Below are 26,414 nucleotides of genomic sequence, written 5' to 3' on the forward strand. Positions count from 1 at the left end.
GAACATAAAAGCAAACTTTTGACACACTTTATAACATATTCGTCGCGCACGAAAGATAGGATTGAAGGGCAATGAGAGGGTAAAAGCCAGCGTAAGCTGTGCGTAAAAACCCGAATTATTGGAAGGAAAGTAGATCACATGACCGATTTCAACTGGTCTGCATTAGACGAGCGCGCCGTAAAGATGGCGAAGGTTCTCTCGGCTGATGCTGTTGAGCGAGCAGGACATGGACATCCTGGCTCCCCTGTTTCATTGGCACCAATTGCGTACACTCTGTACCAGCACTTCATTAAGCACGATCCAGCTGACCCAAAGTGGGCCGGTCGCGATCGTTTCATTCTTTCTGGCGGTCACGCTTCGCTTACGCAATACGTGCAGTTGTTCTTCTCTGGATACGGCTTGACTCTTGACGACCTCAAGTATTTCCGTGGCGGCGCCGACACGCGTACTCCAGGTCACCCAGAATATGGCTTAACTCCAGGCATTGAAATGACCACTGGCCCACTCGGTCAGGGTCTTGCTTCCGCTGTTGGTTTCGCTTACGGCCAGCGCTTTGAGCGCGGACTTCTCGATCCAGAAGCTCCAGCTGGCACCTCCCCATTCGATCACAAGGTTTGGGTTATCTGCGGCGAAGGCGACGTTGAGGAAGGCGTTTCTTCTGAGGCTGCTTCCTTGGCTGGAAACCAGAAGCTCGGCAATTTGACCGTAATCTTCGATGCAAACCACATTCAGATCGAAGGCGACACCAAGCTCACCTTCTCTGAAGATATTCTTGCTCGTTACCGTGCATACGGTTGGTACACCGATGAAGTGAGCTTCATTCAGCCAGATGGCTCCTATAAGGAAGACGTTCAGGCTTTGGCTGCAGCTATTGAAAAGGCTCAGGAAGTTACCGATAAGCCTCACTTCATTAAGGTTAATACTTTGATTGCTTGGCCAACCCCAGGCAAGACCAACAACGAAGCTTCCCATGGCTCCAAGCTTGGCGAAGAAGCTGTGAAGGGCTTGAAGGAACTTTGCGGTTTCGATCCAGAAGCTCAATTCCCAATCGACGAAGAAGCTTTGGCTCATGCTCGCAAGGTTGCAGAGCGCGGCTTGGCTGCTCACAAGGCTTGGGACGAAACTCTTGCAAAGTGGGCTGCTGCCAACCCAGACAAGGCTGCTCTCTACGAGCGCATTAAGGCTGGCAAGCTTCCTGAAGGCTTCGACAAGGCCATTGACGACTTGGTTGCTGGCTTCGAAGTCGGTTCCAAGGTCGCTACCCGTAAGGCTTCCGGCGCAGTTCTTAACGCAATTGCTGCTGTTATGCCAGAACTTTGGGGCGGTTCCGCTGATTTGGGCGGCTCCAACAACACCAACATTAAGGGCGCTGACTCCTTCGGTCCATCCGAAGACGCAACCCGCACTTGGCCAAATGTTTCCGAGCACGGTCGTCAGCTTCACTTCGGTGTACGCGAGTTCGCAATGGGTGCTATTACCAACGGTATTTTGCTTGGTTCTGACACTCGCCCATTCAACGGCACCTTCTTCCAGTTCTCTGACTACGAGCGCCCAGCAGTTCGCTTGGCTGCTTTGATGGAGATTCCAAACCTCTACGTTTGGACTCATGATTCCGTAGCTTTGGGCGAAGATGGTCCAACTCACCAGCCAATCGAACACTTGGCTGCTTTCCGCGCTATTCCTCAGCTTGAGGTTGTGCGCCCTGCAGACGAGTACGAAACTGCTGAAGCCTACCGCTACTTCTTCGAGAAGAAGAACAGCTACCCAACTGCCATGATTTTGACTCGCCAGGGTGTCCCAACCCTCGCCGAGACTGCTGAGAAGGCTCGCGAAGGCGTAAAGCACGGCGCTTACGTTTTGGTTGATTGCGAAGGCACTCCAGACGTAATCCTCATGGCAACCGGTTCCGAAGTTCAGTGGGCTGTTGCTGCTGCCAAGACTTTGGCTGCAGAAGGCGTTAAGGCTCGCGTTCTTTCCATGCCATCTCTCGAATGGTTCGAAGAGCAGGACGAAGAGTACAAGGAAGCAATCTTGCCAAAGTCCGTTAAGGCTCGCGTTTCCATCGAAGCTGGCTTGGCATTGCCTTGGTACAAGTATCTTGGCGATTGCGGCAAGGCTGTTTCTATCGAACAGTACGGCTTGCAGGGTGACGGCGGTCAGAACATGATCGACTTGGGCATTACTGCTGAGCACGTAGTAGAAGCTGCTAAGGCTTCTATCGAAGAAGCTCGCGCCTAAGATAACTAGGCAAAAAGCAGATAAGCGAAAAAGCTTGATGTATCAAAATAAAATTGATTCATCACAAAACTCGAAGTGCTAATTTAGCTACTTCACAAGAAACAGCGATGGCGTGTTGATGTCGAGCTACCGTTGGTTCGGCATCAACCGCTGTTTCTTGTAACAACGCCACAATACCGACGTGCCCCAATTGGTGGAGCACAGTGTTAAGGAGATAACATGACTGAAGCAACGCAGCGCACCAGCGATTCCGGCGTTTCTATTTGGTTGGACGATTTGTCCCGTACCCGCATTGAGTCCGGTTCTTTGCAGGATTTGATTGCTCACAAGAATGTTGTTGGCGTTACCACCAACCCATCCATCTTCCAGAAGGCTTTGAGCCAGGTTGGTCCATATGACGCACAGCTTAAGGAACTCGGCAAGGTCGACGTTGAAACCGCTATCCGCGAGTTGACCACTACCGATGTTCGTAACGCAACCGATATCTTCCGCGAGATTGCTGAAAAGACCGACTTCGTTGACGGCCGCGTCTCCATCGAAGTTGACCCACGTTTGGCTCACGATACTGCTAACACTGAGAAGCAGGCTGAAGAGCTTTGGGCAAAGGTTGATCGTCCAAACGTTATGATCAAGATTCCTGCAACTTTGGAAGGTCTTCCAGCTATCACTGCTACCCTTGCTAAGGGTATTTCCGTGAACGTAACCTTGATCTTCTCCCTCGAGCGCTACGAGCAGGTTATCGACGCCTTCATCGAAGGTATCGCTCAGGCTGCAGCTAACGGTCACGACTTGAAGCACATTGGTTCCGTAGCTTCCTTCTTCGTCTCCCGCGTTGATACCGCTGTTGACAAGCTCCTCGAAGCTAACGGTTCCGATGAAGCTAAGGCTCTTGAAGGCAAGGCTGCTGTTGCTAACGCTCGCTTGGCTTACGAACTCTTCGAGAAGAAGTTCGCAGCTGATCCACGTTGGGCTGAGCTTGAAGCCAAGGGCGCTAAGAAGCAGCGTCCACTTTGGGCTTCTACCGGCACCAAGAACGCAGCTTACTCCGATTGCAAGTACGTTGACGAGTTGGTTGCTGAGCATGTTGTGAACACCATGCCAGAAAAGACTTTGAACGCTCTTGCTGATCACGGCAATGGCGCTGCTTCCATTAAGGGCACTTACGAAGAGAGCCACGCTGTTATGAACAAGCTTGCTGAGCTTGGCATCAACATCAAGGACGTTACCGACAAGCTTGAGGCTGACGGTGTTGCCGCCTTCATCAAGTCTTGGGATTCCGTGATTGCTGACGTACAGTCCGGCATCGATCGCGTAAACGCCTGATTTTGCTAATCGTCTGATAGCTAAACTGCTAATCAGCGAAACTGCTAAATAACATAAACCGCACATGTTCGTGGATTAATTCACACATGTGCGGTTTTTGTTTGCGTCAGAAAAACAAGAAAACGTCCGTAATTTTTGCCAACACGTCCGTATTTTGTAGAACGCGTCCGATTTGCCGCTATTTGCGTCCGATTTTACGCAATAAGCGAAGATAGCTGCAGGGCAATCTCGGTAATTGCGAATAAAAGGTATTACAGGAAGGTAGTGAACGTTACTAACTCAGCTAACGAACTGCGAAAGTAACGGTGATAAGTAAAACACCGTTACTAACTCAGCTAACGAACTGCGAAAGTAACGGTAATAGGCACAACACTGTTACTAACTCAGCTAACGAACTGCGAAAGTAACGGTAATAGGCACAACACTGTTAAAAACTCAGCTAACGAACTGAGAAAATAACGGTAATTACTTGCCAGAAAGAGTTCGCCAGCGAGATTTGGTTAAAACGTTGCGATGGCGCACGCGAGTTTCGTAAGCGAGCGCTTAGAGCGCGAGCATCATCTCACGTTTGGAGGGTTGCGGAGGGTTAGACGCTCCAAACGCGAGATAATTCCCCCACAATTGGAGCGCTCGACGTATGACTCCGCCCAACTGCGCCAGTAACGAAAAACGGTAAAGCGTGCGCGCTTTAAGCGCTCGATATTATCCAACGCGTATAATCCGCGGCACACCAGCCTCAACAAGCTTCCGCTCAAGATTCTTAACGCCAACAACATCCGCAAAATTAAAGCGCACAATCTTACTCACTCCGCACTCCCTAAAAAGCACCGACTCGCGCTCCGCCTGCCTATCAATATTGCGATTAATAGCGGCCTGATTGTAGGAATTACGCAACATTTGAGTATCAGACGAAGAATTGAAGTTGATATTCGCATGCGTAGAATTAGTCGAATCAACAAAATACTTCCCATACCCATCAAGCTCACCAACAATCAGACCACCGCCCGAAACCCGCCACAAAAAATCACACCTATACTTAACCCTAGAATTTGACGCAACAAACTCATGCTGCAACTCAGGCACCATAAACCCAAGATCAATCATCGTGCCGCGCGCAAAAGACTCGCCGCCATTCTCACTTAAACCATTCTTAAAAAGGCAAAGGCGGCGCAGCATAAGAAGCGAATATTCCTTACTCCCATATTTTCCGAACCCGCCGCCAACGAATGCATTCGCAAACGACTCCGCAGAATTAGCAGTAACTACACTCTTCTCACGAGTACGCAAATCTTCATACTCTTCATTGAATGAATCGTACTCATCATAAACGTCGTCCGCGTATTGCAACTTATTAGCGCAACCATTTCTACGTCCGCCAGCAGAAGTCCCGTATCTTCTTCCGCAAATCTCAAGAACCTTGTTAAAATTCACGTTATCGCGCGCAGCAGAATCAAAAATCGGCAGCGCTGTCCTAAAATTCACAGTATTCGCAACATCAAAAAGCATCGTGCTCTTGTCAACAATATGACTTCTAATCTCATAACTTACTCTGTCACTTGAATGCGGAAGCGTAACGAGACGTCTACCATGATTTCGACTCGGCTGCACAATGCGCACGTCATTGCTTGTACCATCCTGTTCTTTGCATGTTCGCATAATCCTATGCAAATACGGATTATCGTTAGCAGACTTGTGCACAGAACTACGAATATAAATCTTCGTTGAACTTACAGAAGAACTGAAGTTGCGCTGAATATTATCACTGCCATCTTCTACATCATCATAATTTTCCACAATATCATAGCCAAGTAGCGCAGCAGCAGTAGGACCAGTGAACTTCCATTCTGGATAAATCTCCATTAAAGAAATAGCTATGTGACGCATTTTTTCAGACGGATATAGCTTCTGCCAATACTCAGTTCGCGCGTAAAGATTGCGGAAAGTGCGCACAAAAGTGCCTTTCTTCACGCACCTATACGCATACTGCTTTTGCGCACCAGTAATTGGTCGTATGCACTGATGATTACTTTCTGCATTTTCGATCATGCGTATTATTTCGTTACTAGTATTGCTCATACAAATTATTATTCAAAGATACAATATTTGCGCAATAAATTTTGAGCGTTGTGGATAAGAGGTATTACAGGAAGGTAGTGAACGTTACTAACTCAGCTAACGAACTGCGAAAGTAACGGTGATAAGCTCAACACTGTTACTAACTCAGTCAACCAACTGCGAAAGTAACGGTGATAAGCTCAACACTGTTACTAACTCAGTCAACCAACTGAGAAAATAACGGTGATAGGCACAACACTGTTAAAAACTCAGTCAGCCAACTGAGAAAATAACGGTAATTACTTGCCAGAAAGAGTTCGCCAGCGAGATTTGGTTAAAACGTTGCGATGGCGCACGCGAGTTTCGTAAGCGAGCGCTTAGAGCGCGAGCATCATCTCACGTTTGGAGGGTTGCGGAGGGTTAGACGCTCCAAACGCGAGGAAATTTCCCCACAATTGGAGCGCTCAAGCAGATTAACCAACTGAGAAAATAACGGTAATTACTTGCCAGAAAGAGTTTGCAAACGCGTCCGTATTTTATAGAACTCGTCCGATTTACTGCTATTTGCGTCCGATTACGCGTCCGATTATGATGATTGCAATAAACCGCTAGAACAATTCGTTTTTAAGCCAGTTAGCAACGCCATCGTCATTGTTGGAAGCGCAAATCTCGTCTGCAATCGCAAGCAAACGCTGGTTACTATTCGCCACCGCTACCCCGTAACCGCCGGCACGGAACATATCAATATCAATAATATCGTCACCAAAAACAACCGTGCGGCTCGCCTTCACGCCCAAGCGATCGCAAATAACGTTCAGCGCATGCCCCTTATTCGCAAGAGGATTCGTAAGCATCCACAACACATCTTCGCTAATATGCAAGGAAAAATCGTCCGGAAGAATGCTCTGAAGTTTTTCCTTCTCACTCTCTCGAGGAACAATAATAATCTTGTCTGCAATGCCACTTGGAACATTAGAAAAATCGGTAATAATAAAATCCTGCTCGTTCCAAAGCATACGAACATCAAAATTAGTGTAACGAACGTCGTTCATCACAATACCAAGCCGAAGCGTAGGAATAGAGTGCAGCAATCGCAAGCAAACATCACTAGCAAGCTTAGAATCAAACCCAAAACGCGTAAGAGTATCGATGCTCTTTTGCGAAGTAAGTTCACTAACGGTACTATGCGCGCAATCAAAATCAATAAGCGCACCGTTGAGATACGCGCAAACTTGAGCATTTACATCGTGAACAAAATCAAAAGCACTTCCAACAGGACGAGCCGTAATAATAGCAAGCGGAATCCCAGATTCATGCAAACGCTCAGCAGCTTGCATAGTTTCGCGGCTTAAAAAGCGGCATTCAAAAGTATCGGAATCGTGAAGCATAGTGCCGTCAAGATCAGCAATTACTAAAGAAGGAGAAAAACGCAGCATTGTAAGAACCTAAATGAATAAACCTAAATAAGCGAGACTAAATAAGCGAGACTAAATAAGCGAAGCCAAATAAACAAAAAGTGCACAATCTGCCGACTATGCGCTTTTCAAAGAAGAATACTTAAATTAGCGAGAACTTAGTCATTAAGTTCAAAATAACAATTACTGCAACCCAAATCAGCGCAATAATCACTGTCCAACGGTTCAAATTCTTTTCTGCAACACCGGAACTACCAGCATTCTTCGTTAAACCGCCGCCGAACATGTCGGAAAGGCCGCCGCCCTTGCCCTTGTGCATCAAAATCAACAGTGTGAGCAAAACGCTAGTAAGCACAAGCAATACCTGCAAAATAATCTTTACAGCGGACACAAACAACCTCCTGTTTCACAGTACTTAGCTCAGTTTAATAAGAACCGTTGACCTATAGACGCGCTGCAGCAGCAGTGAGTCGCACAATATTTGACAGCTCCTCAGCATCAAGAGAAGCGCCGCCAATCAAAAAGCCGTCAACATCCGGTTCCGCAATAAGGCTTGATGCATTAGCAGAAGTCACCGAACCGCCGTATAGAATACGAACAGTATCTGCAACATCGTCGCCAAAAGTCGCGCGTAAATCTTCGCGAATAGCGTATGCTGCTTCCTGCGCAGATTGAGCAGTAGCAACCATGCCTGTGCCAATCGCCCACACCGGTTCATAAGCAATAATCAAGCGTTTAGCCTGTTTAGCATCCAAATCGCGCGTTACGTCGTGAACCTGCCCTACCGCAAAATCAAGCTCAATACCCTGCTTGCGTTCCTCAAAACTTTCGCCAACACACAAAATTGGTTGCATGCCTGCAGCAAGCACCGCACGCACTTGGTCTACAATATTTGCGTCGTCTTCCGGATGATATTTGCGGCGCTCAGAATGTCCAACAATAACCATTGAGCAGCCTAGGCTTGCAAGCATATCCGCAGAAACATCGCCGGTAAAAGCGCCTTGAGCAGTTACCGAAACCGCTTGCGCTCCATATAGTATCGGTAGACGATCAGACTCAACAAGAACCTGCACGCTTCGTATAGAAGTAAAAGAAGGCATAAGAGCCACTTCGCAATCATGATAGTCATAATGCGCATCACGCAAGAGCCACGCAAATTTTTGTATAAAATGCGTTGCTTCGCGGTGATTGAAATTCATTTTCCAATTACCTGCGACTAAGTAGGTGCGACTGGAACTCATGCAAATCCTTCTTAGAAATAATTACATAGCTATATTGCGAATCATATAGTTATATTGCAAATCAGATAATTTATTGCATTATGCCGGTTCAACAGAGAATCGATACTTCTGATATTCTCCGTTGAGCCGGCACAATATTCGCAACGTCAAATGTAAGCGAACGTTTTATCGCTCTAAATAATTACTAATAATTACTAATAATTACTCAAGTACGCTCAAGCCTGGAAGCGTCTTGCCTTCCAAGAACTCGAGGGAAGCGCCGCCGCCAGTAGAGATGTGCGAGAAGCCATCTTCTGGGAAGCCAAGATTGCGCACTGCAGAAGCAGAATCACCGCCGCCAACAATAGTGAAAGTGCCGTTCTTAGTGGCGTCAACCAAGCCCTGAGCTACAGCACGAGTGCCTGCTGCAAACTCTGGAACCTCAAACACACCCATAGGGCCGTTCCACACAACAGTCTTGGAATCAACAATCTGGTCGTGGAACAGCTTCTGAGAGTCAGGACCAATATCCAAGCCCATCTTGTCTGCTGGAATAGCGTCAGCTGGAACAACTTCTGGGGCAACAGGAGTATCGCCTGCTGGGAAGCCAGCGTTCACAACAATATCGGTTGGAAGCACAAGCTCAACGCCGTTCTTCTTAGCGGTTTCAATGTAGCCCTTGACTTTTTCGAGCTGATCTTCCTCGAGCAAGGAAGTGCCAACTTCGTGACCCAAAGCCTTGAGGAAGGTGAAGACCATACCGCCACCGATAACAAGACGGTCGGCCTTAGAGAGCAAGTTTTCAATAACGCCGAGTTTGTCGGAAACCTTGGAGCCGCCGAGAACAACAGTCAAAGGACGCTCTGGATTCTCGGTTGCGCGAGAAAGTGCCTTAACTTCCCTTTCAACAAGCAAGCCGGCAGCAGCTGGAAGATCGGCAGCAACATCGTAGTTAGAGCCCTGAGCGCGGTGAACAACACCGAAGCCGTCGGAAACGAATACTTCACCAAGAGCCGCAATCTTCTTAGCATAAGCTGCTCGCTCGGAAGCATCCTTGCTAGTCTCTTCAGCATTGAAACGCACGTTTTCAAGCAAAACAACGTCACCATTGTTCATGGCAGCAACCTTAGCCTGAGCATCCTCGCCGTAAGTATCTGCAGCCAAAGTAACATTCACTCCAAGCAGCTCTCCCAAGCGAGCTGCCACTGGAGCCAAGGAAAGCTCTGGAACAACCTGACCCTTTGGACGACCAAGGTGAGCCATCAAAATCACTTTCGCACCCTGCTCGCGCAAAGCCTTAATGGTTGGCAAAGCGGCACGAATACGACCATCATCGGTGATAGTAGTACCCTTGAGAGGAACATTAAAATCAGCACGGACTAACACGCGCTTGCCACTCAAATCTCCCAAATCTTTCAGTGTCTTCATTGGTATCCTTTCCAAATCATATGGCTTACCATACCGGCTTAATTCGTTCAAAAAGACGTGAAATCAGCCTAAACATTAACTCAATGCCGTGTGCAATTATACCGCAGGTCTTCAACAATCCCCTATGAGCCACGCAGCTTTGCAGTCGTGCTTTGCTAACGTTGATTCTGTAGCTTTGCAGTCGTGCTTTGCGAACGTCGATTATGTAGCTTTGCAGTCATGCTCTGCTAACGTTGCTAGTGTAGCTTTGCAGTAATGCTCTGCTAACGTTGCTAGTGTAGCTTTGCAGTAATGCTCTGCTAACGTCGATTATGTAGCTTTGCAGTTGTGCTTTGCTAACGTTGATTACTTGTTGATTCATGGAACTTTAACAGTATTGCTCTGCAGACGCTGAGTATTTATTGCTTAGAGAACACTAGCATTCATGCTGCTGCGCACGCCACATCAGACGCACCTACCACACCAAAGAACACTAGCGGTTTTACTAGTAGTGAGGGGTGGGTGTTGCTTGGTCGAGCAATATAAAAGCGGAGCGATAGTAATAATCTTTTTGATGAATAACTATTTCCGCAAAAAAGTAAGCAAAAAACTAAACTTAACTACCTATCCATTAGACCAAATGAGGTATAAGAGCGTAGCGCTGCGAGACAAGTAACCCCACCCCTCACAGCCACACAAGAAACCCACAAGCAAAACACCAGCCAAAACTTATAGACGAAACTCAAGAATATCGAAAATAAAAAAGCGCGAGAAGCAAAAACAACTCGCGCAATTAAAAAATTAACTCTGCTATAAACGCACAAAAACAGCACTAAAGCTGCTGCATACGCGACTTCTCAACTTTCGCCGAAAGCTGCAAAAGTCTACGAATACGACCTGCAATAGCATCCTTCGTAATAGGAGGATCAGCTAAATGTCCAAGTTCTTCCAAGCTTGCGTCACTATGCTCCAAACGAAGCTTTCCAGCCATCAACAAATTATCTGGAATGTCGTCGCCCAAAATATCGAAGGCGTGACGAACTTTTTCGCAAGCTTCGGCGGCAGCTTTAGCACTACGACGCATGTTCGCATCATCAAAGTTAGCTAAACGATTCGCTTTACCACGAGCCTCGCCATCTGAACGCTTTCCAGTCCATTCACGAGCCGAGCGAGGAGCACCAATTAAGTTCAACATGCGTTCGATTGCGTCAGAATCGCGCAAAGTCACACGTTCGGAGCTACGTACTTGACGTGCTTTAGCACTAATGCCTAAACGTGCTGCCATCGTCTGTAAAGCGTTTGCAGCTTCGTGAGTTGGGCACACGACTTCAAGGTAACTAGCTTTGCCTGGATCGGAAATTGCACCATGCGCTAAGAAAGCACCACGCCAAGCTGCTTTAATTTGGGCAATGCTACCACCGACAATTTCAGGAGCTAGACCAGCAACAATGCGCATACGACGGTCAAGCAAGCCAGATTGTAATGCCAATGCTGCCGCCCCACGCTCAACTACGACGTCGTAGCGAACAACTGTGCCTGTAGGCGTTTGACGAGAAACTTGCGAAATGGTAGCTTCTCGCTGGAAATACACCTTCAAAACTTCAAGAAGCCACTGTGCGGCACGCTGCGAATCAAACTGAGCGCGGATGATTGCTTGATTATTTACTGGTCTTAAACCGCCAGCAAAACGCATCATCGCTGCTGCTTGAGCCATAATGACCGTCGGGAGCTCATTGTTGTTGGAAACGAGTTCATTTTTGACGTCGTCAAGAAGAGCCAAGGGACAACCTCCTACTTTTGTTCTTCTTAAAATATGCGTGCTATTGTTACTTGCATGGTGCGGTGGCACGCGACATGCCCGGCTTTCTGTGATACAGAATACGTTGGACATTTTAGCATTATTTGTTCATGCGTACAGTACAATTTTTTGTAATTATTGAATTTTTAAGCTTATATAGTTTTGTTTTTGCTGTAATTTTATTAATTTTATTAATTATATTTATTTGTTGATATATGCTGGTCTACTATTCTCGTTTGTTATTCTCGTATGATAATTATTTATGCATTTACGATAAACATTTACAATAAACATTTACAATAAACATTTACAATAATTATTCATACATTGCACTAATAATTATTCACGATCTGCGCTGAAGTTCTCGCGCAGATACAGTAACTTGCAAGCCATGCAAACGCAAACGCCTAGCAAGCTCAATACTCACTGCCACTGAACGATGCTGACCTCCTGTACAACCAACAGCAATGGTCACATAATGCTTATCTTCTTTAGCAAAACCATCGATAGCAGTAAGCAGCGCCTTTTCGTAAGCATCCAAAAAAGCAACAGCTGCAGGATTTGCAAGAACATAATCGCTTACAGGCTTATCTTTTCCAGTTAAATCACGCAATTGCGGTACCCAGAATGGGTTAGGCAAAAAGCGCATATCCGCCACAAAATCAGCATCCATTGGCATTCCATATTTGAAACCAAAACTGAAAATATGTACCGCTACCGTCGAAGAACCCTTACCAAGCAAACCTTCATAAAGTTTAGTTGAAAGTTGGTGAATACTCAAAGTTGAAGTATCGATAATAATATCCGCGCAATCTTTTAAATGACTCAGCAGCTCACGTTCTTCTCGAATGCCGTCAATAAGTCTACCGCCGCGTTGTAAAGGATGCGGTCTTCGCACAGACTCGTAGCGCTTAATAAGCACAGAATCTGAAGCATCTAAGAACAATATACGCGTTTTTACGCCAAGTTCGTCAATATGTGCGAGCACAGCGAATAAGTCATCGAAGTATCCTCGCGAGCGCACATCAATAACTGCGGCAAGTTTGTGCACTTTTGAACCGGATGATGTCATCATATCTACCAGCGGTATGAGTAGTTTTGGTGGAAGATTGTCGATAACGTACCATCCCATATCTTCCAAAGCGTTGGCTGCGTGCGAGCGCCCAGCTCCGCTCATGCCGGTGATTAGCATAACTTCAAAACCGTCTGCTAATTGCATGTTGATTGCGCCGTGAGTATTTGCGTCTAATTCTTGATTCGCGCTATTTTGCGAGATATTTTGCGCGCTATTTTGCATATCGCTTTTCGCATCAGCTTGATTTTCGGCGCTCATAATGCCTCCTGTAATGCTTTTCGCATGCAATCAATTAAATCTTTAGGATCTTTAGAATTATCGTAATCTTCGGTCTTGTCAGAATCATTATTAGAAATATTTTCCGCGATTACTTCAGATTTTACTTCAGCCTCTTCTTCAGATTTTTCTTCAGCTTTTACTTCAGTTTCTTCTTTAGAATTTCTGTACTCAAACGTCATAAGCTTTACTTGCTCTAAAGCTTGATACAAAAGCATTTCTTCGCCGCCAATCCCCAATCCGTATTGCCTCCACGCGCTAAGAAGCATGCTTGGGCGAGGATCGTACACTACGTCAAGCAGTGTTCCTAGGCTTTTTACGCGCCTATTTTTGCAGTATGCTTTGAGTGCTATTGCCAAGCCGTCTGCAACGTGCGCAGGAACGGTGCTTATTACAATATCTGCTTCTGCAATTGCGCGAATTGCATCTAAGGAACTTAAAGATTGCAAAATGAGAGATTCGTCACATTTTAATATTTCTTCGCTAATTTTTGGAAACTCAATCCCTATAACCGATTCGTAATTTGCGTCGGTTTCATTGCTTTTCTTTTCACTACTTTCATTTTCACTACTTTCTAAGCACGGCTCTATGCTTCTGCTGTTTGGAGAATCAGCGCAATACGCGCGCAGAAGATTATTAAAACGTTCAACACCTTTTACGCTACCGTCACTTTCAGTTCTAGCAACAACTTGTACCTGCTCAAGTTTTGAGGCTTGCGCAATTTCTATAAGTGCCGCCATTGCTGAGGATGCAGTGTTGCCGCTGCCAATAATAACAGCTTTTTTTACGCCGGTTATGCGCTCGTGCAAAGCCTGAATAAAAGCCATAATTATGCCGCTTACGTCCGTGTTGCACAGTTCAATTTGTGAAGGCGAAGCAGTTGCAGGATTGCTGGTAAAAATCGCTGTGTTTGCTACGTTAAGCACTTTAGACCAGTAGTCGCAAGGAGTGCCGAGTTTCATTATGGTTTTTTTCAGTGGCATAGTAAGGCTTAAGCCTTTCCAAGATTCATCTAAGTGACGAATAAAATCCGCTAGCTCAGTTTCGCTGACTTTTTTCTTGCTATATTGCCAATTCGTAAGTCCTAAAGCTTGATAAGCTGCGTTGTGTAATACGGGAGATAGCGAGTGAGCAATAGGGTTTCCCAATACCGCGCAATGATATATTTTTGACATAGTTACTCCCTTATCAGCACGCTTTCATAAGCTTCAGTAAGCTCTATGATACTTCGGCACGCTTTCATGCGTACATATTAAGTATATTTTAGTAAGCTAGTAAGTCTTTTGGATCAATGCAGAAACGCAATTCTCCTGCAGCTCGCGTTGCAACATGGTGTGCTATTTCCTTATGCAAGCGATCTACTAGTTCTTGTCGCCAAGAAATTGGTACTCTTACTACCGCTTTTACACGATCGTCGAGTTCAACAAAATGATGATACTGGTCGGTAGCCGGCGGGTGCATAGGAACAATACCTAGCAGTGGCGGAATTGTGGCAAGTTCAGTAGGTTGATCAGGTTGCGCGGTGTGCGCGGATGTAGTTTGCGCATCAAACGTAAGCATGTTGGGTAAATTCGGTAAATCATGTGAAGTATGTGATGTACCTGCATCTTGATGTTGATGAGGGTGATGATTCGTGGCGGCTTGTTCTTTTGGCATAGCACCAATATTTTGTAGTGCTTGCACAACAGCATCGCGTGCTCCCCACACGCATGCTGCTGTTACACAAGGAGGCAACATTGTTTGTTTTCGCTCAAGAATTTCACTGCAAGAAATTTGTGTAGTATCCCATAGCGTAAGCGCTCTAGCTAGAGTCGAATAAGTTTCACCAATTAACAGCACGCTGCCACCACGAGTACGAGGCGCACACAATCCAGCTGCTTTCATCCAAGCAGTAAGCGTATCTATTCGCGCGTCAAGACCTGACGCATACAAGCTCACCCACGTATCGAGTATGGCAACAACACCGTATTCGCCATTTTGATTGCCGTTTTGTGAACGAACGCGCGGTTCAGCGCCTGGTGTCGCTACAACAACGACACGCTGCTCATCAATGCACTCAATAATGCCATTCGGCTGATGAGGAGATGAAAGTACAATAGGTACATTTTTCAATAGTTTCGCTAATTCACCGGCAGTACCAGCAGCCCCAACTCGTATAATACGCATATTACTATTTCCGCAATGCGAGCACACCCACGATACTGCACTAGCGCCACACCAAAGACAGCGAATTGACTGCTTAGGATTACTAACGTCAAGAGGACCCATACATCGTTTACAACGTGCTTGCTGTTTGCATGAAGTACACACTGCTGATTGAGCTACACCATCTTGTGGAATGGAAAGCAGCACGGGCTTATTTTCATCAAGCGCATCGTTAATTGCTCTTACTGCAATATGCGGTATGCGTGCCCCAATACTTGGATCAGCCAGCGTTGCTAAAGTTTCGCGATTAAGCCAGCGAACCCAAGGGATTAGTTTTTCACGAGCTGATTTGCGCGCAGTTACAGGAACGCTAGATCCGCTGACTTCTTGCGGAACCTGCGAAACTTGCGGAACTTGTGAATTTTTCAAATAGCAATCAACTTCGCTTTGACTTAACGCACTTCGCGAATACGCCATCGCTACAAACACGCCACCATGTCGTTTTGCACGAAGTCGCAAAACCCCGCGAGCTTGAGCGTAAGGCATCATCCCATCAGCATACTGGTAGGCGGTATCTTCAACAATAGCAAATAATGCATCCCCCTCAACCGGAGCGTACATTGCAGCACGCGTTCCGAGCACACAAGGAACTATTCCAGACGCTATAGCACGCCACGCACGGTAACGGTCAGCTGGAGTATCCGCTGACGATAAACGCGCAACATCACCGTCAAAACTGCCAGCCGAAAAACCCGGATGCGTTTCATCCATGCGCTTATACGGCTTTAAACCATACGCCATAAGCGCACGCATCACATCATTAACTTCGCGAAGCGTGGGTAATACTGCAACAGCCTGCTTACCTGCACTTATAGCTGTAGCAAGCATCCAAGCCAAGTCTTGAGCGAGTCGTTGACTACCAGGAAATGCATCCACTACAAAAGCTTGAGAAACGGTATTCGCTGCTTGATTCACTACTTGATTCGCTGCTTGATACTCACTTTGATATTCAACGTACTGCTTCCCAAAATCTGCATAAGTAGTATTCTTACTTAACGCTTGATATAGCATATCCGCATTTTCGTAAGATTCAAGCATTCGCGCAGTAGTAGCATACGCTGAATCAGCATTGTGATTACTGATCAAACGTTGCTTAAGTTTGTTACACCAATCTTTTCTACGATGGAGGCGAATACTATCGAATACTTCTTCATGTTCTACACGAGCCACTCGCTGCGGAACAGCAAGACGAAGAATATTCGCACTAGTTCCCCCATAAGCCTTTGCAATAGCATCGATATCATCGCGCAAAGACTTAGAAAGTAACACATCTGAAGGAAGCACGCGATCTAAAAATCGCAAAGCAGAAGCAGGAGTATCAGTATGCGAAGACCGCGACCAAATAACGCCTGTAAGCTTTTGCGCACCAAAACGCACGCGCACGAAAGCTCCCGGCTGAGCCACCTCATCCTGATCTTGAGATATCAAATAGTCAAACGTACGACCCAAATGTGAAGCTTGAACATCAAGCATTACGTGAGCAATAGCACAATCACCCGCAGGAACACGCGAAACAGCGTTACGTTTACGCTTTGTTTTACGCGCCAATCCATCTAACGAAGGTTGCTCTGCCATACAATACCCTTTAGTTCTGTTTGAATTACCTCACATAACTACTGTTAGTTTACTGCAACATTATTGAGCAATACTATTGACTATTTGCAACCTAATGCAGCGCGAAGCTGTTCAGTGCGATTCGTTTCTTCCCACGGGAAAAGCACATCCTTGCGACCAAAGTGACCATAAGCTGCAGTTTTTGCATAAATTGGACGCAATAAATTAAGCTCGTCAATAATAGCAGCCGGACGCAAATCAAAAACTTCACGAACAGCACGCGCAATATCTGCGCGCGTAATACCGTCAACTTCAGTACCAAACGTTTCAACATTCACGCTTACAGGATCAGCAATACCGATAGCATACGCAACCTGCACTTCTGCTTTATGAGCAAGACCGGCAGCAACAATATTCTTTGCAACCCAGCGAGCAGCATAAGCAGCAGAACGATCCACTTTGCTAGGATCTTTACCAGAAAAAGCACCGCCACCATGATGCGCCGCACCACCATAGGTATCAACAATAATTTTTCGACCGGTTAAACCAGAATCTGCCGCAGGACCGCCCAACACAAAAGAACCAGTAGGGTTTACCAGCATGCGGTACGAATCATGCGCAATACTATGTGGAAGTACTTCATCTAACACAGGCTCAACAACATGTTCTACAAGCTGAGTCTGAAGCCATTCGCGAGAGACTTCAGAATCATGCTGTGTAGAAATAAGAACAGTATCCAAACGTTGTGGCACACCGTTAGCATCATACTCAATAGTTACTTGCGTTTTACCATCTGGACGCAAATGTGACACTATACCATCCTTACGAACTCGCGCAAGCTGCTGTGCTAAACGATGAGCCAGATAAATCGGCAGTGGCATAAACGTATCAGTTTCGTCGCTCGCATAACCGAACATCACACCCTGATCTCCAGCTCCCTGAGCAGCATAACGTTCTTCGCGAGAAGCAGCACTTTCATGCATCGCATCTAAGCGAGCAACGCCTTGATTAATCTCAGCACTCTGCTCAGTTAAAGAAACCATCACACCGCAAGAATCGGCGTCAAGCCCAATCGTTGAACTCGTATACCCAACATTACGCACTACACGACGCACAATGCCTGGAATATCCGTATATACCTCTCCACGCACTTCACCGAAAACAACAAACTGCCCAACCGAAGCACACACCTCTACAGCAACATGCGCATGAGCATCTTGACGCAGCATATCATCCAAAATAGCGTCAGCAATCTGATCGCACAGTTTGTCTGGATGACCTTCAGTAACAGATTCTGCAGAAATCAACTTACGTTCTTCCACATTCCCCCCTAAACTCATAGTCAATAAAGGCTATATAAGCGAAAAAACGCAGTCGGCATCCGAACAAACACAGATGACACGACTGCGATTACATGTATAAAAGACGCTACAGTAATATAATTCTTATTACTTGTTAATTGCCTTCAGATAAATCGTCTTCACCAAGCGTTTCTTCTAGCGAGCCGTTATTAATCTCGCGGAAAGCAATAGATAAAGGTTTTTCTTGATTTTGATACTCAACTAATGGGCCAACATTTTGCAGCAAACCTTCATTCAGCTGGGTGAAATAAGCATTAATTTGACGTGCTCGTTTTGCAGCAAATAAGGCAAGCGCATACTTGGAATCCGCATGTTGCATCAAATCGTCAATTGGTGGATTCGCAAGACCCGTAGGTGTTGGCTGAGTGCCTAATGCCATAATATTCTCCAAATTCTATGGTGCCACAATAGTTCCAAAAGGATTATTATAGGTTATCTCTTGGATATTGCGGTAAGTGATATTTATAAGTCGTATTCGCGAGCAATAACATTCCAAAGTTCGTCTGCCGCGCGCTCAGCATTGTCATTAACAATAACAACATCAAATTCGCTGGCTGCAGCAATCTCAACTTTTGCTGTCTCCAAACGTTTTGCTTGCTGCTCAGGAGTTTCAGTGCCTCTGCCAATAAGACGACGCTTAAGTTCCTCAAAACTTGGCGGAGCAATAAAAACGTATATAACTTCCAAACCAAGACGCGCAGACTCTTGCTTAACACGTCGAGCACCTTGCAAATCAATTTCTAACAAAGTAGGAATATCTTGCTCAAGATGATCCAAAACCGGCTGCAGTAGCGTACCGTAATGCGCCATACCGTGCACTAAAGCAGTTTCCAAAAACTCACCATTGCGCCTACGACGCTCAAACTCTTCTTCATCCAAGAACCAATAGTGAATACCATTAAACTCACCCGGCCGAGGATCGCGAGTAGTAGCCGAAACAGACAACCAAATGTGAGGATGTTTTTCACGAAGTATCCCCTCTACTGTACCTTTACCAGCTGCAGTAGGGCCGGTTAATACGATTAAACGACGCTTAACCTGTGAAGAACGCGAATCTTGCGAAGCAGTCACATCACCTTTGGTAGTCATGTCTTTACCCTCTCACTTAAGCATGTTCGTCTGAGTCAATAAGCGCTTGGCGAATATCCCATGCTATACGCTCAGTTGCAGCGGAAAGATCCCCAATACTAGGACCATGCGAGGCAATAGAACGCGAAACAGTTACCAATACATTACCATGTGTACCAGCAAAAACACGCTTCAAGTCATTTGCTTCTGCGCCCTGCCAACCATAACCAGGAGAAAGAATTGGACCAGTAAAACTTGTAACGTCAATACCGCCACCGTTCATCCAGTCACCAATAGTAGCGCCAACAATTAAGCCAACTGAGCCCAAACCCTTAGTTTTATTATTAAAACTTTGAGCAGTTTGCGCAATTCCATGAGCTACAGTAGTTCCGCGATAAGTTCCACTTTGTCGGATTGCAGTTTGCAAACTTGCACCTTCACGATTAGACGTAAGAGAAGCAATAAAAACGCCTCGACCATTATTAAGCGCTTCGTTAATTAAGCCACCCATTGAACGAGCACCATAATACGGAAGCAAAGTAATAGCGTCGGCAAGCAGCGGCGCGTCCGGCTTAAAATATGCGTCAGCAAGCGCAGAAATAGTAGTAGATAAACCACCATGACCACAATCAACAATGGTAATAATGTCCATTTGACGAGCAGCATACAACACACGTTCAAGCGCTGCGAAACCTTTAGAACCGTAACGCTCGAACATGCTTGACTGGAATTTTACTGCAGCAGCTCTGCCATTCATAGCTTGTAACATACGCATAGAGAACAGCTCAGCGCCGAGAGCATCCACGTTATATCCCCAGTTCAGCAACATTTTGCGATGAGGATCAATACCTACGCATAAAGGACCATATTTAGCCATAGCGTTCTTCAAACGCAAACCAAAATTAGATCGTTGCGCCTGTAATTCTTGATTACGGATGCTCTCGGTCATGTATTAAGCCCGACTTTCTTGACTTTCTGCCTGTTCAATTGCAAACAGCTGTTGAGCATGCTCTTGGATGCTCATCACCTGATAATCGTTGTTCTTAACAGCTTCAATAGCCATTAAGACTGGTGCAAATTCGGTAATAGTAGTGAATTGTGGAAGATCCGCCGCTACAGCTGCCGCACGAATAGCATAGCCGTCCGTACGAGACCCTCTTGAATTCGGTGTGTTGAGTACCATATCAATCTTACCATTTTCGATAAGCTCTACAACATTTTTACCGATTCTTTCCTTGCTATACTCGCTATTACGCACATCCTTCGCCGTGTCGCCTTGACTAGAAAGTTTATCGACAATCACAGAATCAATACCGTAACGACGAAGCACCGAAGCAGTACCTTCAGTAGCCCAAATTGTGAAACCAAGTTCTACTAAGCGCACTGCAAGAAGTGGAAGTTGACGCTTATCCGCATCACTTACAGACACGAACACATTGCCACTGGTTGGCAAACCACCCTTGTATGCTGCAAGCTGGCTCTTAGCAAAAGCGTGCGGGAAGTCGCGGTCAAAGCCCATAACTTCGCCAGTAGAGCGCATTTCAGGTCCGAGCAAAATATCAACAGTGCGACCAACAGGAGTGCGGAAACGCTTGAAAGGTAGCACAGAAGCTTTAATAGCAACCTGCTGACCTGGGTGAATATCACCACCATCTCCCTTTGGAAGAAGAAGTCCGCGCTTACGCTGTTGAGCGATTGTTTCACCTGCCATAATTCGAGCAGCCGCTTTAGCAAGAGCAACACCAGTAGCTTTAGAAGCAAATGGAACAGTACGAGAAGCGCGAGGATTTGCTTCAATTACGTACAATGTGTTAGCCATAAAAGCGTATTGAACGTTAATAAGACCACGAACCGAGCAGCCGCGAGCAATCGAAAGCGTGCCCTCACGAAGACGACGAATCTGATCGTCCGAAAGCGTGCTTGGAGGGAGTGTGCAAGCAGCGTCACCAGAGTGCACGCCAGCTTCCTCAACATGCTCCATAATGCCGCCAATATACAGCTCGTTGCCGTCATACAGCGCGTCAACGTCGATTTCAATAGCGTCCTGAAGGAACTTATCAATCAAAAGCGGCGAAGGTAAGCGACCAGAAACAACCGTGTCTGCTCGAGCTTCATCCAAAGCGCGCTCAACATACTTTGCAAGCTGAGCGTCATCGTACACGATTTCCATGCCACGACCACCGAGCACGTAGCTTGGGCGCACAAGAACCGGGTAGCCGATTGCATGAGCTGCATCTTTTGCTTCCTCAAGACTTAAAGCTGTGCCGTATCGAGGAGCGTTCATGCCTTCTTGACGAAGAACCTCACCAAACAGCTCACGATTTTCCGCCAAATCAATAGCCTCAGGAGTAGTTCCCAAAATTGGAACTCCTGCAGCTTTAAGACGCGCAGCCAACGAAAGTGGCGTTTGACCACCAAGCTGTACAATCACACCCTTAACAGGACCAAGCTTCTTTTCCGCTTCGTAAATTTCAAGCACATCTTCAAAAGTAAGAGGCTCAAAGTAAAGACGGTCAGACATGTCGTAATCCGTAGAAACTGTTTCAGGATTGCAATTCACCATAATAGTGTCGTAATCCTTACCCAATTCCTGAACAGCGTGAACGCAAGTGTAATCAAACTCAATACCCTGGCCAATTCGGTTCGGGCCAGAACCAAGGATAATCACAGCTTCACGATCGCGCTTCTTCAACTCGCTTTCGTCAGCGTAGCAAGAATAGTAGTAAGGCGTTGCTGCATCAAATTCAGCTGCGCAAGTATCAACCGTCTTGTAAACAGGGCGCAAACCGTAAGCCCAGCGAAGCTCACGAACCATGTTTTCGCCTTCGTCACCAAGATTACGCAAATGCGCAATTTGCACGTCCGAAAGACCTGCGAGCTTAGCGCGCTTCAAAACCTTAGGAGTTAAAGTTTCAGCTTCACGAACCGCGAGCGCAGTCTCGTTAATTTGAGCCAGCTGCTCTACAAACCAAGGGTCGATTTTTGTTGCTGCAAAAATCTGCTCCGGCGTTGCTCCGCCCCACAGCGCGCGCTGAATTTGCAAGTAGCGATGCTCAGTTGGAATGTGCATTTCTTCAAGAAGTTTACTAACTTCTTCCTTGCTTGGGCGCTCGCCGTCCCAGTTAAAGCATGCGTGACGCTTGTCGATTGAGCGCATTGCTTTTCCGAGAGATTCCTGGAAGTTTCCAGCCAAAGCCATTGCTTCACCAACTGACTTCATGGAAGTAGTAAGCGTGGTATCTGCTCCTGGGAACTTTTCAAACGCAAAGCGCGGAATCTTCGTTACGACGTAATCGATTGTTGGCTCGAAGCTTGCAGGAGTTGAACGCGTAATATCGTTTTGAATTTCGTCTAAAGTGTAGCCGAGAGCAAGTTTTGTTGCGATTTTTGCGATTGGGAAGCCAGTTGCTTTGGATGCGAGCGCGGAAGAACGCGATACGCGCGGATTCATTTCAATGACAATGATGCGGCCGGTTTGAGGGTTGATTGCGAACTGAATATTGCATCCGCCGGTGTCGACACCAACGCCTCGAATAATCGCAATACCAATATCGCGCATCTTCTGATACTCACGGTCGGTAAGCGTAAAGCAAGGAGCTACGGTAATTGAGTCACCCGTGTGCACGCCTACAGGGTCAACGTTTTCGATTGGGCAAACAACTACGACGTTATCTTTTGCATCGCGCATAAGCTCAAGCTCAAATTCCTTCCAACCTTCAATGCCTTCTTCAATAAGCACTTCATTGGTTGGAGAATAGTGAATGCCTGCTCCTGCAATGCGGTGGAGCTCTTCTTCGTTATGAGCAATGCCAGAGCCGAGGCCGCCCATGGTGAAGCTTGGGCGTACTACTACCGGGTATCCTAAAGTTTCAACAATGTTGTCTACTTCTTCGATTGAGTGAGCAATAAAGGATTTTGCAGACTCTGCACCGGCTTTTTCAACGACTTTTTTGAAAAGCTCACGATCTTCGCCGCGATCGATTGCTTCCAAAGAAGCGCCAATAAGCTCAACGTTATATTTTTCGAGGATTCCTGCACGACCCAAATCCATTGCAGCATTAAGCGCAGTTTGACCACCAAGCGTTGGAAGAAGCGCATCCGGGCGCTCTTTAGCAATAATGCGCTCCAAAATCGAAGTGTCAATTGGTTCAATATACGTTGCATCCGCAAGCTCCGGGTCGGTCATAATCGTAGCCGGGTTAGAGTTGACTAAGATAACGCGAATGCCTTCTTCATGCAACACTCGGCAAGCTTGCGTTCCTGAATAATCAAATTCTGCAGCCTGACCAATAACAATCGGACCGGAACCAATTACCATAACCGACTTAATATCAGTACGTTTTGGCATAGTAAATTTCTCTTTCCGTAAATCTTAAAATATTACTTGCTTTTTCGAGTATTACTTGTTTTTTCGAGTGTTTTCACGCATCAATTGCACAAAGCGGTCAAAGAGGTAGGAGGCATCGTGTGGGCCTGCTGCAGCTTCCGGGTGATATTGCACTGAGAACGCTGGTATATCAAGGCATTGCAAGCCTTCTACAACATTGTCGTTCAAGTCAATATGCGACACCATGACGCGACCAAAGTGACCGTTTTCGTAAGGAGATTGCACAGGACCGTCAAGAGGTGCGTCCACTGCGAAGCCGTGATTGTGAGCCGTAACTTCCACTTTTCCGGTTGTTATGTCTTTTACAGGCTGATTAATACCGCGGTGACCAAACTTCAGTTTGTACGTACCAAAGCCGAGAGCGCGACCAAGCAGCTGGTTTCCAAAGCAGATGCCAAAGAACGGATAGCCCGCGTCCAAAACTTTGCGCAAAAGCTCAACTTCGCGATTTGCTTGAGCAGGATCTCCAGGACCATTCGAGAAGAATACGCCATCTGCGTTCAGCGCTTGCAGAGATTCAAAGCTGATTGAGGAGCTTACAACGTGCACGCGGCAACCGCGCTCAGCCAAACGGTGAGGAGTCATAGATTTAATACCAAAGTCGACTGCCACAACCGTATAAAGCGGATCTTTTCCTTCAAAATCATCGCAAGGCTCAATCGTGTATGTTTCTTGAGTACTGACTTCATCCGTTAAACGCAAGCCCTGCATTTGAGGAGTCTGCTTAATTTCGTCAACGAAAGAAGCGACGGTACGAAAAGCCCCGGTTGACGAATCAACCAGGGCCTTATGAGAAAAAATGCCGGCACGCATAACGCCTACGGAGCGTAAATGACGTACCAGCTTTCGAGTATCAATACCACTAATGCCAACGATACCTTGTTTTTGTAAATCGTCTTCCAAGGAACCTTCAGCTCGCCAATTGCTAACTACTGGGCTTGGCTCCTTAACCACGTAACCTGCAACCCAAATGCGATGAGATTCAGGATCTTCGTGATTCATCCCCGTATTACCGATGTGTGGGAATGTTTGAACTACGATTTGTTGATCATAACTTGGATCAGTTAATGTTTCTTGATAACCAGTCATGCCCGTGGAGAACACAATCTCAGCGCGCGTAGAACCTTGCGCACCAAAAGGCTTACCAACGTAAACCTGACCATCCTCCAACACCAATACTGCATCATCACTGCCGAATCCGGCAAAGGTGTCGTTGTAATCCACCTTAACCCCCTTATGGCTTTAGGATATTCGTGGCAAGTTTACTCAGATTGGCGGACTGGCGACGCGCCGGCGATAAGTTATTGCGCGTCCTGCATTCTTGCGTATCGTCTATGAGTTTTGACTGATGTTTTAGATTGTTACTTTGATGAGTCTAAAGAAATTTCAGCATCGCACGTTCCGTCCTTCGCTCCGCACTTATGTGAAACATTTTTACTGTAACAAAACCTTGTTTATGTTATGTTGCGTTCGCTCAGTCCTCTTTTAGTGCTCTGCCCGAAATTTCTTTAGACTCTAAGTTAATAATCTTTAACACAAAACTCATAGACTCGTGCAAAAAGTTACGAAAGTGCGTGGTTTGCTAAGTGCAACTAAAGTAGCGCAATAACTTACGCTTTGTCTTGTAATTGATAGGAAGGTTTGGCGTGATGGCAGCAAAGCATTAATGCTAGTGCTACCAATCAATAGAAATCGATGTCTGCAGAGCATTAGTGCTAGTGTTATCCAATCAACAGAAATCGACGGAAGCATAGCACAACTGCAAAGCTTCTTACTCGGCAGCAGTTTCGTCAGTAGTTGCACCAGAATCAGCACCAGCTTCCGCAGAAGCATCTTCGCTAGCGTCTCCAGAGTCCTGCGCTTCGCCATTAAACTTTGCCAAGCAAGCGTCTTTATCTGCCACAACTGCGCTCAACAAGCCGTGAATAAAGGCAATAGCTTCATCGTCACTATAGGTTTTAGCTAGCGCAATTGCTTCATCGATTGCAACTTTATCTGGAATTTCGTCGTTTAGTAGTATCTCCCACACTGCAATGCGCAAAATATTACGATCAATAACTGCCATTCTGCCAACTTTCCAGCCAGTTGAATAGCGGTTCAGCGTCTTATCAATTCTGTTACGTCGCTCTCCTACGCCTCGAACAATCTCAATAGCATATTCCGGAAGCGGAGTTTGAGCGCCAGGCTCTTTAACTCGCTCCTCAAGCAAAGAAAGAATATGCTGATTCTTCTCATCCGCCTCATACAGCGTATTTAAAGCCCTTTTGCGAGCGGTGGAACGTGCCATAATAGCGCCCTTCTGTACAAAGTATGTATTGCGATATTACAATTCTGATACTAGTTTGATACGAAAATTGCGCGACCCAGTAACGAAAAATCGTCACCGGGTCACTCTATAAAAATTATTTTACAATGAGTTAGTTATCTCTATGCAACTAGCTAATCTTAGTTTTCACGACCAAGGTAAGAGCCGTCACGAGTGTCGACCTTCACCTTTTCACCTTCACCCACGAAGAGTGGAACCTGGATTTCAGCACCGGTTTCCACGGTTGCAGGCTTGGTACCAGCATTAGCACGGTTGCCCTGCAAGCCTGGCTCAGTGTGAGTAATAGTCAAAATTACGGAAGCTGGAAGCTCAACACTCAAAGGAGTACCATCATGGAAGCTCACGATGCAATCAGTACCCTCAAGCAAGTACTTGCTTTGCTCGCCAACTAACTCCTTAGGAATATACACCTGATCATAGGTGGTCATATCCATGAAAACGAAGTTATCGCCATCTTCATAAGAATATTGCAAAGTACGATTATCAACGGTCTCGAACTCCATCTTCATGCCGGCGTTAAAAGTCTTGTCGACAATCTTGCCCGAGAGCACGTTCTTAATGGTGGTACGCACGAAAGCAGGACCCTTGCCTGGCTTTACATGCTGGAACTTAACGACGGTCCAAAGCTGACCTTCAAGGTTCAAAACCGATCCATTTTTAATATCATTGGTAGTTTGTGCCACGAGTTACCCGTTTCTTTCGCTAA

19 protein-coding genes are annotated in these 26,414 nt (G+C 46.2%); 2 read left to right on the forward strand and 17 right to left on the reverse strand.

Annotated elements, in window-relative coordinates; translation table 11 throughout:
• The first annotated feature begins 138 nt into the window (after nucleotides 1–138).
• Both tkt and tal read left to right on the forward strand, forming a co-directional pair.
• Complete coding sequence (tkt, locus tag HXT28_RS03285; protein ID WP_422113225.1) at nucleotides 139–2,238, forward strand: transketolase; 2,100 nt, start codon at nucleotides 139–141, stop codon at nucleotides 2,236–2,238.
• A 219-nt stretch (nucleotides 2,239–2,457) separates the two neighbouring features.
• On the forward strand, nucleotides 2,458–3,561 hold the full coding sequence (tal, locus tag HXT28_RS03290) for a transaldolase (RefSeq protein WP_016637653.1): 1,104 nt from the start codon (nucleotides 2,458–2,460) through the stop codon (nucleotides 3,559–3,561).
• A 702-nt stretch (nucleotides 3,562–4,263) separates the two neighbouring features.
• On the opposite strand, the gene HXT28_RS03295 is transcribed toward tal, so the two are convergent.
• From HXT28_RS03295 to efp, 17 genes are all read right to left on the reverse strand, one after another.
• Complete coding sequence (locus tag HXT28_RS03295; protein ID WP_422113226.1) at nucleotides 4,264–5,637, reverse strand: AMP-dependent synthetase; 1,374 nt, start codon at nucleotides 5,635–5,637, stop codon at nucleotides 4,264–4,266.
• 587 nt (nucleotides 5,638–6,224) lie between these two features.
• Nucleotides 6,225–7,052, reverse strand: coding sequence for an HAD hydrolase family protein (locus tag HXT28_RS03300; RefSeq protein WP_422113227.1), 828 nt, complete (start codon nucleotides 7,050–7,052; stop codon nucleotides 6,225–6,227).
• A 121-nt stretch (nucleotides 7,053–7,173) separates the two neighbouring features.
• Nucleotides 7,174–7,422, reverse strand: a complete 249-nt coding sequence (gene secG / locus HXT28_RS03305; protein WP_016637650.1) for a preprotein translocase subunit SecG — start codon at nucleotides 7,420–7,422, stop codon at nucleotides 7,174–7,176.
• A 52-nt stretch (nucleotides 7,423–7,474) separates the two neighbouring features.
• Nucleotides 7,475–8,272 carry a triose-phosphate isomerase gene (tpiA, locus tag HXT28_RS03310; RefSeq protein WP_016637649.1) on the reverse strand — a complete coding sequence of 266 codons (798 nt, stop codon included), beginning with the start codon at nucleotides 8,270–8,272 and terminating at the stop codon, nucleotides 7,475–7,477.
• A 201-nt stretch (nucleotides 8,273–8,473) separates the two neighbouring features.
• Nucleotides 8,474–9,679 (reverse strand): phosphoglycerate kinase, encoded by a 1,206-nt coding sequence (locus tag HXT28_RS03315; RefSeq protein WP_422113228.1) that lies wholly within the window; start codon nucleotides 9,677–9,679, stop codon nucleotides 8,474–8,476.
• Nucleotides 9,680–10,490: 811 nt separating this feature from the next.
• Nucleotides 10,491–11,438, reverse strand: coding sequence for a DNA-binding protein WhiA (gene whiA / locus HXT28_RS03320; protein ID WP_064347282.1), 948 nt, complete (start codon nucleotides 11,436–11,438; stop codon nucleotides 10,491–10,493).
• Nucleotides 11,439–11,799: 361 nt separating this feature from the next.
• The gene (gene rapZ, locus HXT28_RS03325) at nucleotides 11,800–12,675 is read right to left on the reverse strand and encodes an RNase adapter RapZ (RefSeq protein ID WP_155639964.1); all 876 of its coding nucleotides are present in this window, start codon (nucleotides 12,673–12,675) and stop codon (nucleotides 11,800–11,802) included.
• 110 nt (nucleotides 12,676–12,785) lie between these two features.
• Nucleotides 12,786–13,982, reverse strand: coding sequence for a shikimate dehydrogenase family protein (locus HXT28_RS03330; RefSeq protein WP_422113229.1), 1,197 nt, complete (start codon nucleotides 13,980–13,982; stop codon nucleotides 12,786–12,788).
• An 88-nt stretch (nucleotides 13,983–14,070) separates the two neighbouring features.
• On the reverse strand, nucleotides 14,071–16,587 hold the full coding sequence (locus tag HXT28_RS03335) for a primosomal protein N' (protein ID WP_422113230.1): 2,517 nt from the start codon (nucleotides 16,585–16,587) through the stop codon (nucleotides 14,071–14,073).
• An 80-nt stretch (nucleotides 16,588–16,667) separates the two neighbouring features.
• Nucleotides 16,668–17,888 carry a methionine adenosyltransferase gene (gene metK, locus HXT28_RS03340; protein ID WP_032814545.1) on the reverse strand — a complete coding sequence of 407 codons (1,221 nt, stop codon included), beginning with the start codon at nucleotides 17,886–17,888 and terminating at the stop codon, nucleotides 16,668–16,670.
• A gap of 133 nt (nucleotides 17,889–18,021) precedes the next feature.
• Entirely contained in the window at nucleotides 18,022–18,306 is a 285-nt protein-coding gene (gene rpoZ, locus HXT28_RS03345; RefSeq protein ID WP_016636937.1) for a DNA-directed RNA polymerase subunit omega, read from the reverse strand.
• A gap of 83 nt (nucleotides 18,307–18,389) precedes the next feature.
• Complete coding sequence (gene gmk / locus HXT28_RS03350) at nucleotides 18,390–19,016, reverse strand: guanylate kinase (protein ID WP_016636938.1); 627 nt, start codon at nucleotides 19,014–19,016, stop codon at nucleotides 18,390–18,392.
• A gap of 16 nt (nucleotides 19,017–19,032) precedes the next feature.
• On the reverse strand, nucleotides 19,033–19,944 hold the full coding sequence (gene pyrF / locus HXT28_RS03355) for an orotidine-5'-phosphate decarboxylase (protein WP_016636939.1): 912 nt from the start codon (nucleotides 19,942–19,944) through the stop codon (nucleotides 19,033–19,035).
• A 3-nt stretch (nucleotides 19,945–19,947) separates the two neighbouring features.
• Complete coding sequence (gene carB / locus HXT28_RS03360; RefSeq protein ID WP_064347290.1) at nucleotides 19,948–23,343, reverse strand: carbamoyl-phosphate synthase large subunit; 3,396 nt, start codon at nucleotides 23,341–23,343, stop codon at nucleotides 19,948–19,950.
• A 51-nt stretch (nucleotides 23,344–23,394) separates the two neighbouring features.
• A complete protein-coding gene (carA, locus tag HXT28_RS03365) occupies nucleotides 23,395–24,606 on the reverse strand; it encodes a glutamine-hydrolyzing carbamoyl-phosphate synthase small subunit (protein WP_422113231.1) in 1,212 nt (403 codons plus the stop codon).
• 547 nt (nucleotides 24,607–25,153) lie between these two features.
• Entirely contained in the window at nucleotides 25,154–25,669 is a 516-nt protein-coding gene (gene nusB, locus HXT28_RS03370) for a transcription antitermination factor NusB (protein WP_016637441.1), read from the reverse strand.
• 158 nt (nucleotides 25,670–25,827) lie between these two features.
• On the reverse strand, nucleotides 25,828–26,391 hold the full coding sequence (gene efp, locus HXT28_RS03375) for an elongation factor P (protein ID WP_016637442.1): 564 nt from the start codon (nucleotides 26,389–26,391) through the stop codon (nucleotides 25,828–25,830).
• Nucleotides 26,392–26,414: the final 23 nt, after the last annotated feature.

This window comes from Gardnerella washingtoni (genome assembly GCF_049262705.1).
GTDB classification, from domain to species: Bacteria; Actinomycetota; Actinomycetes; order Actinomycetales; family Bifidobacteriaceae; genus Bifidobacterium; species Bifidobacterium vaginale_D.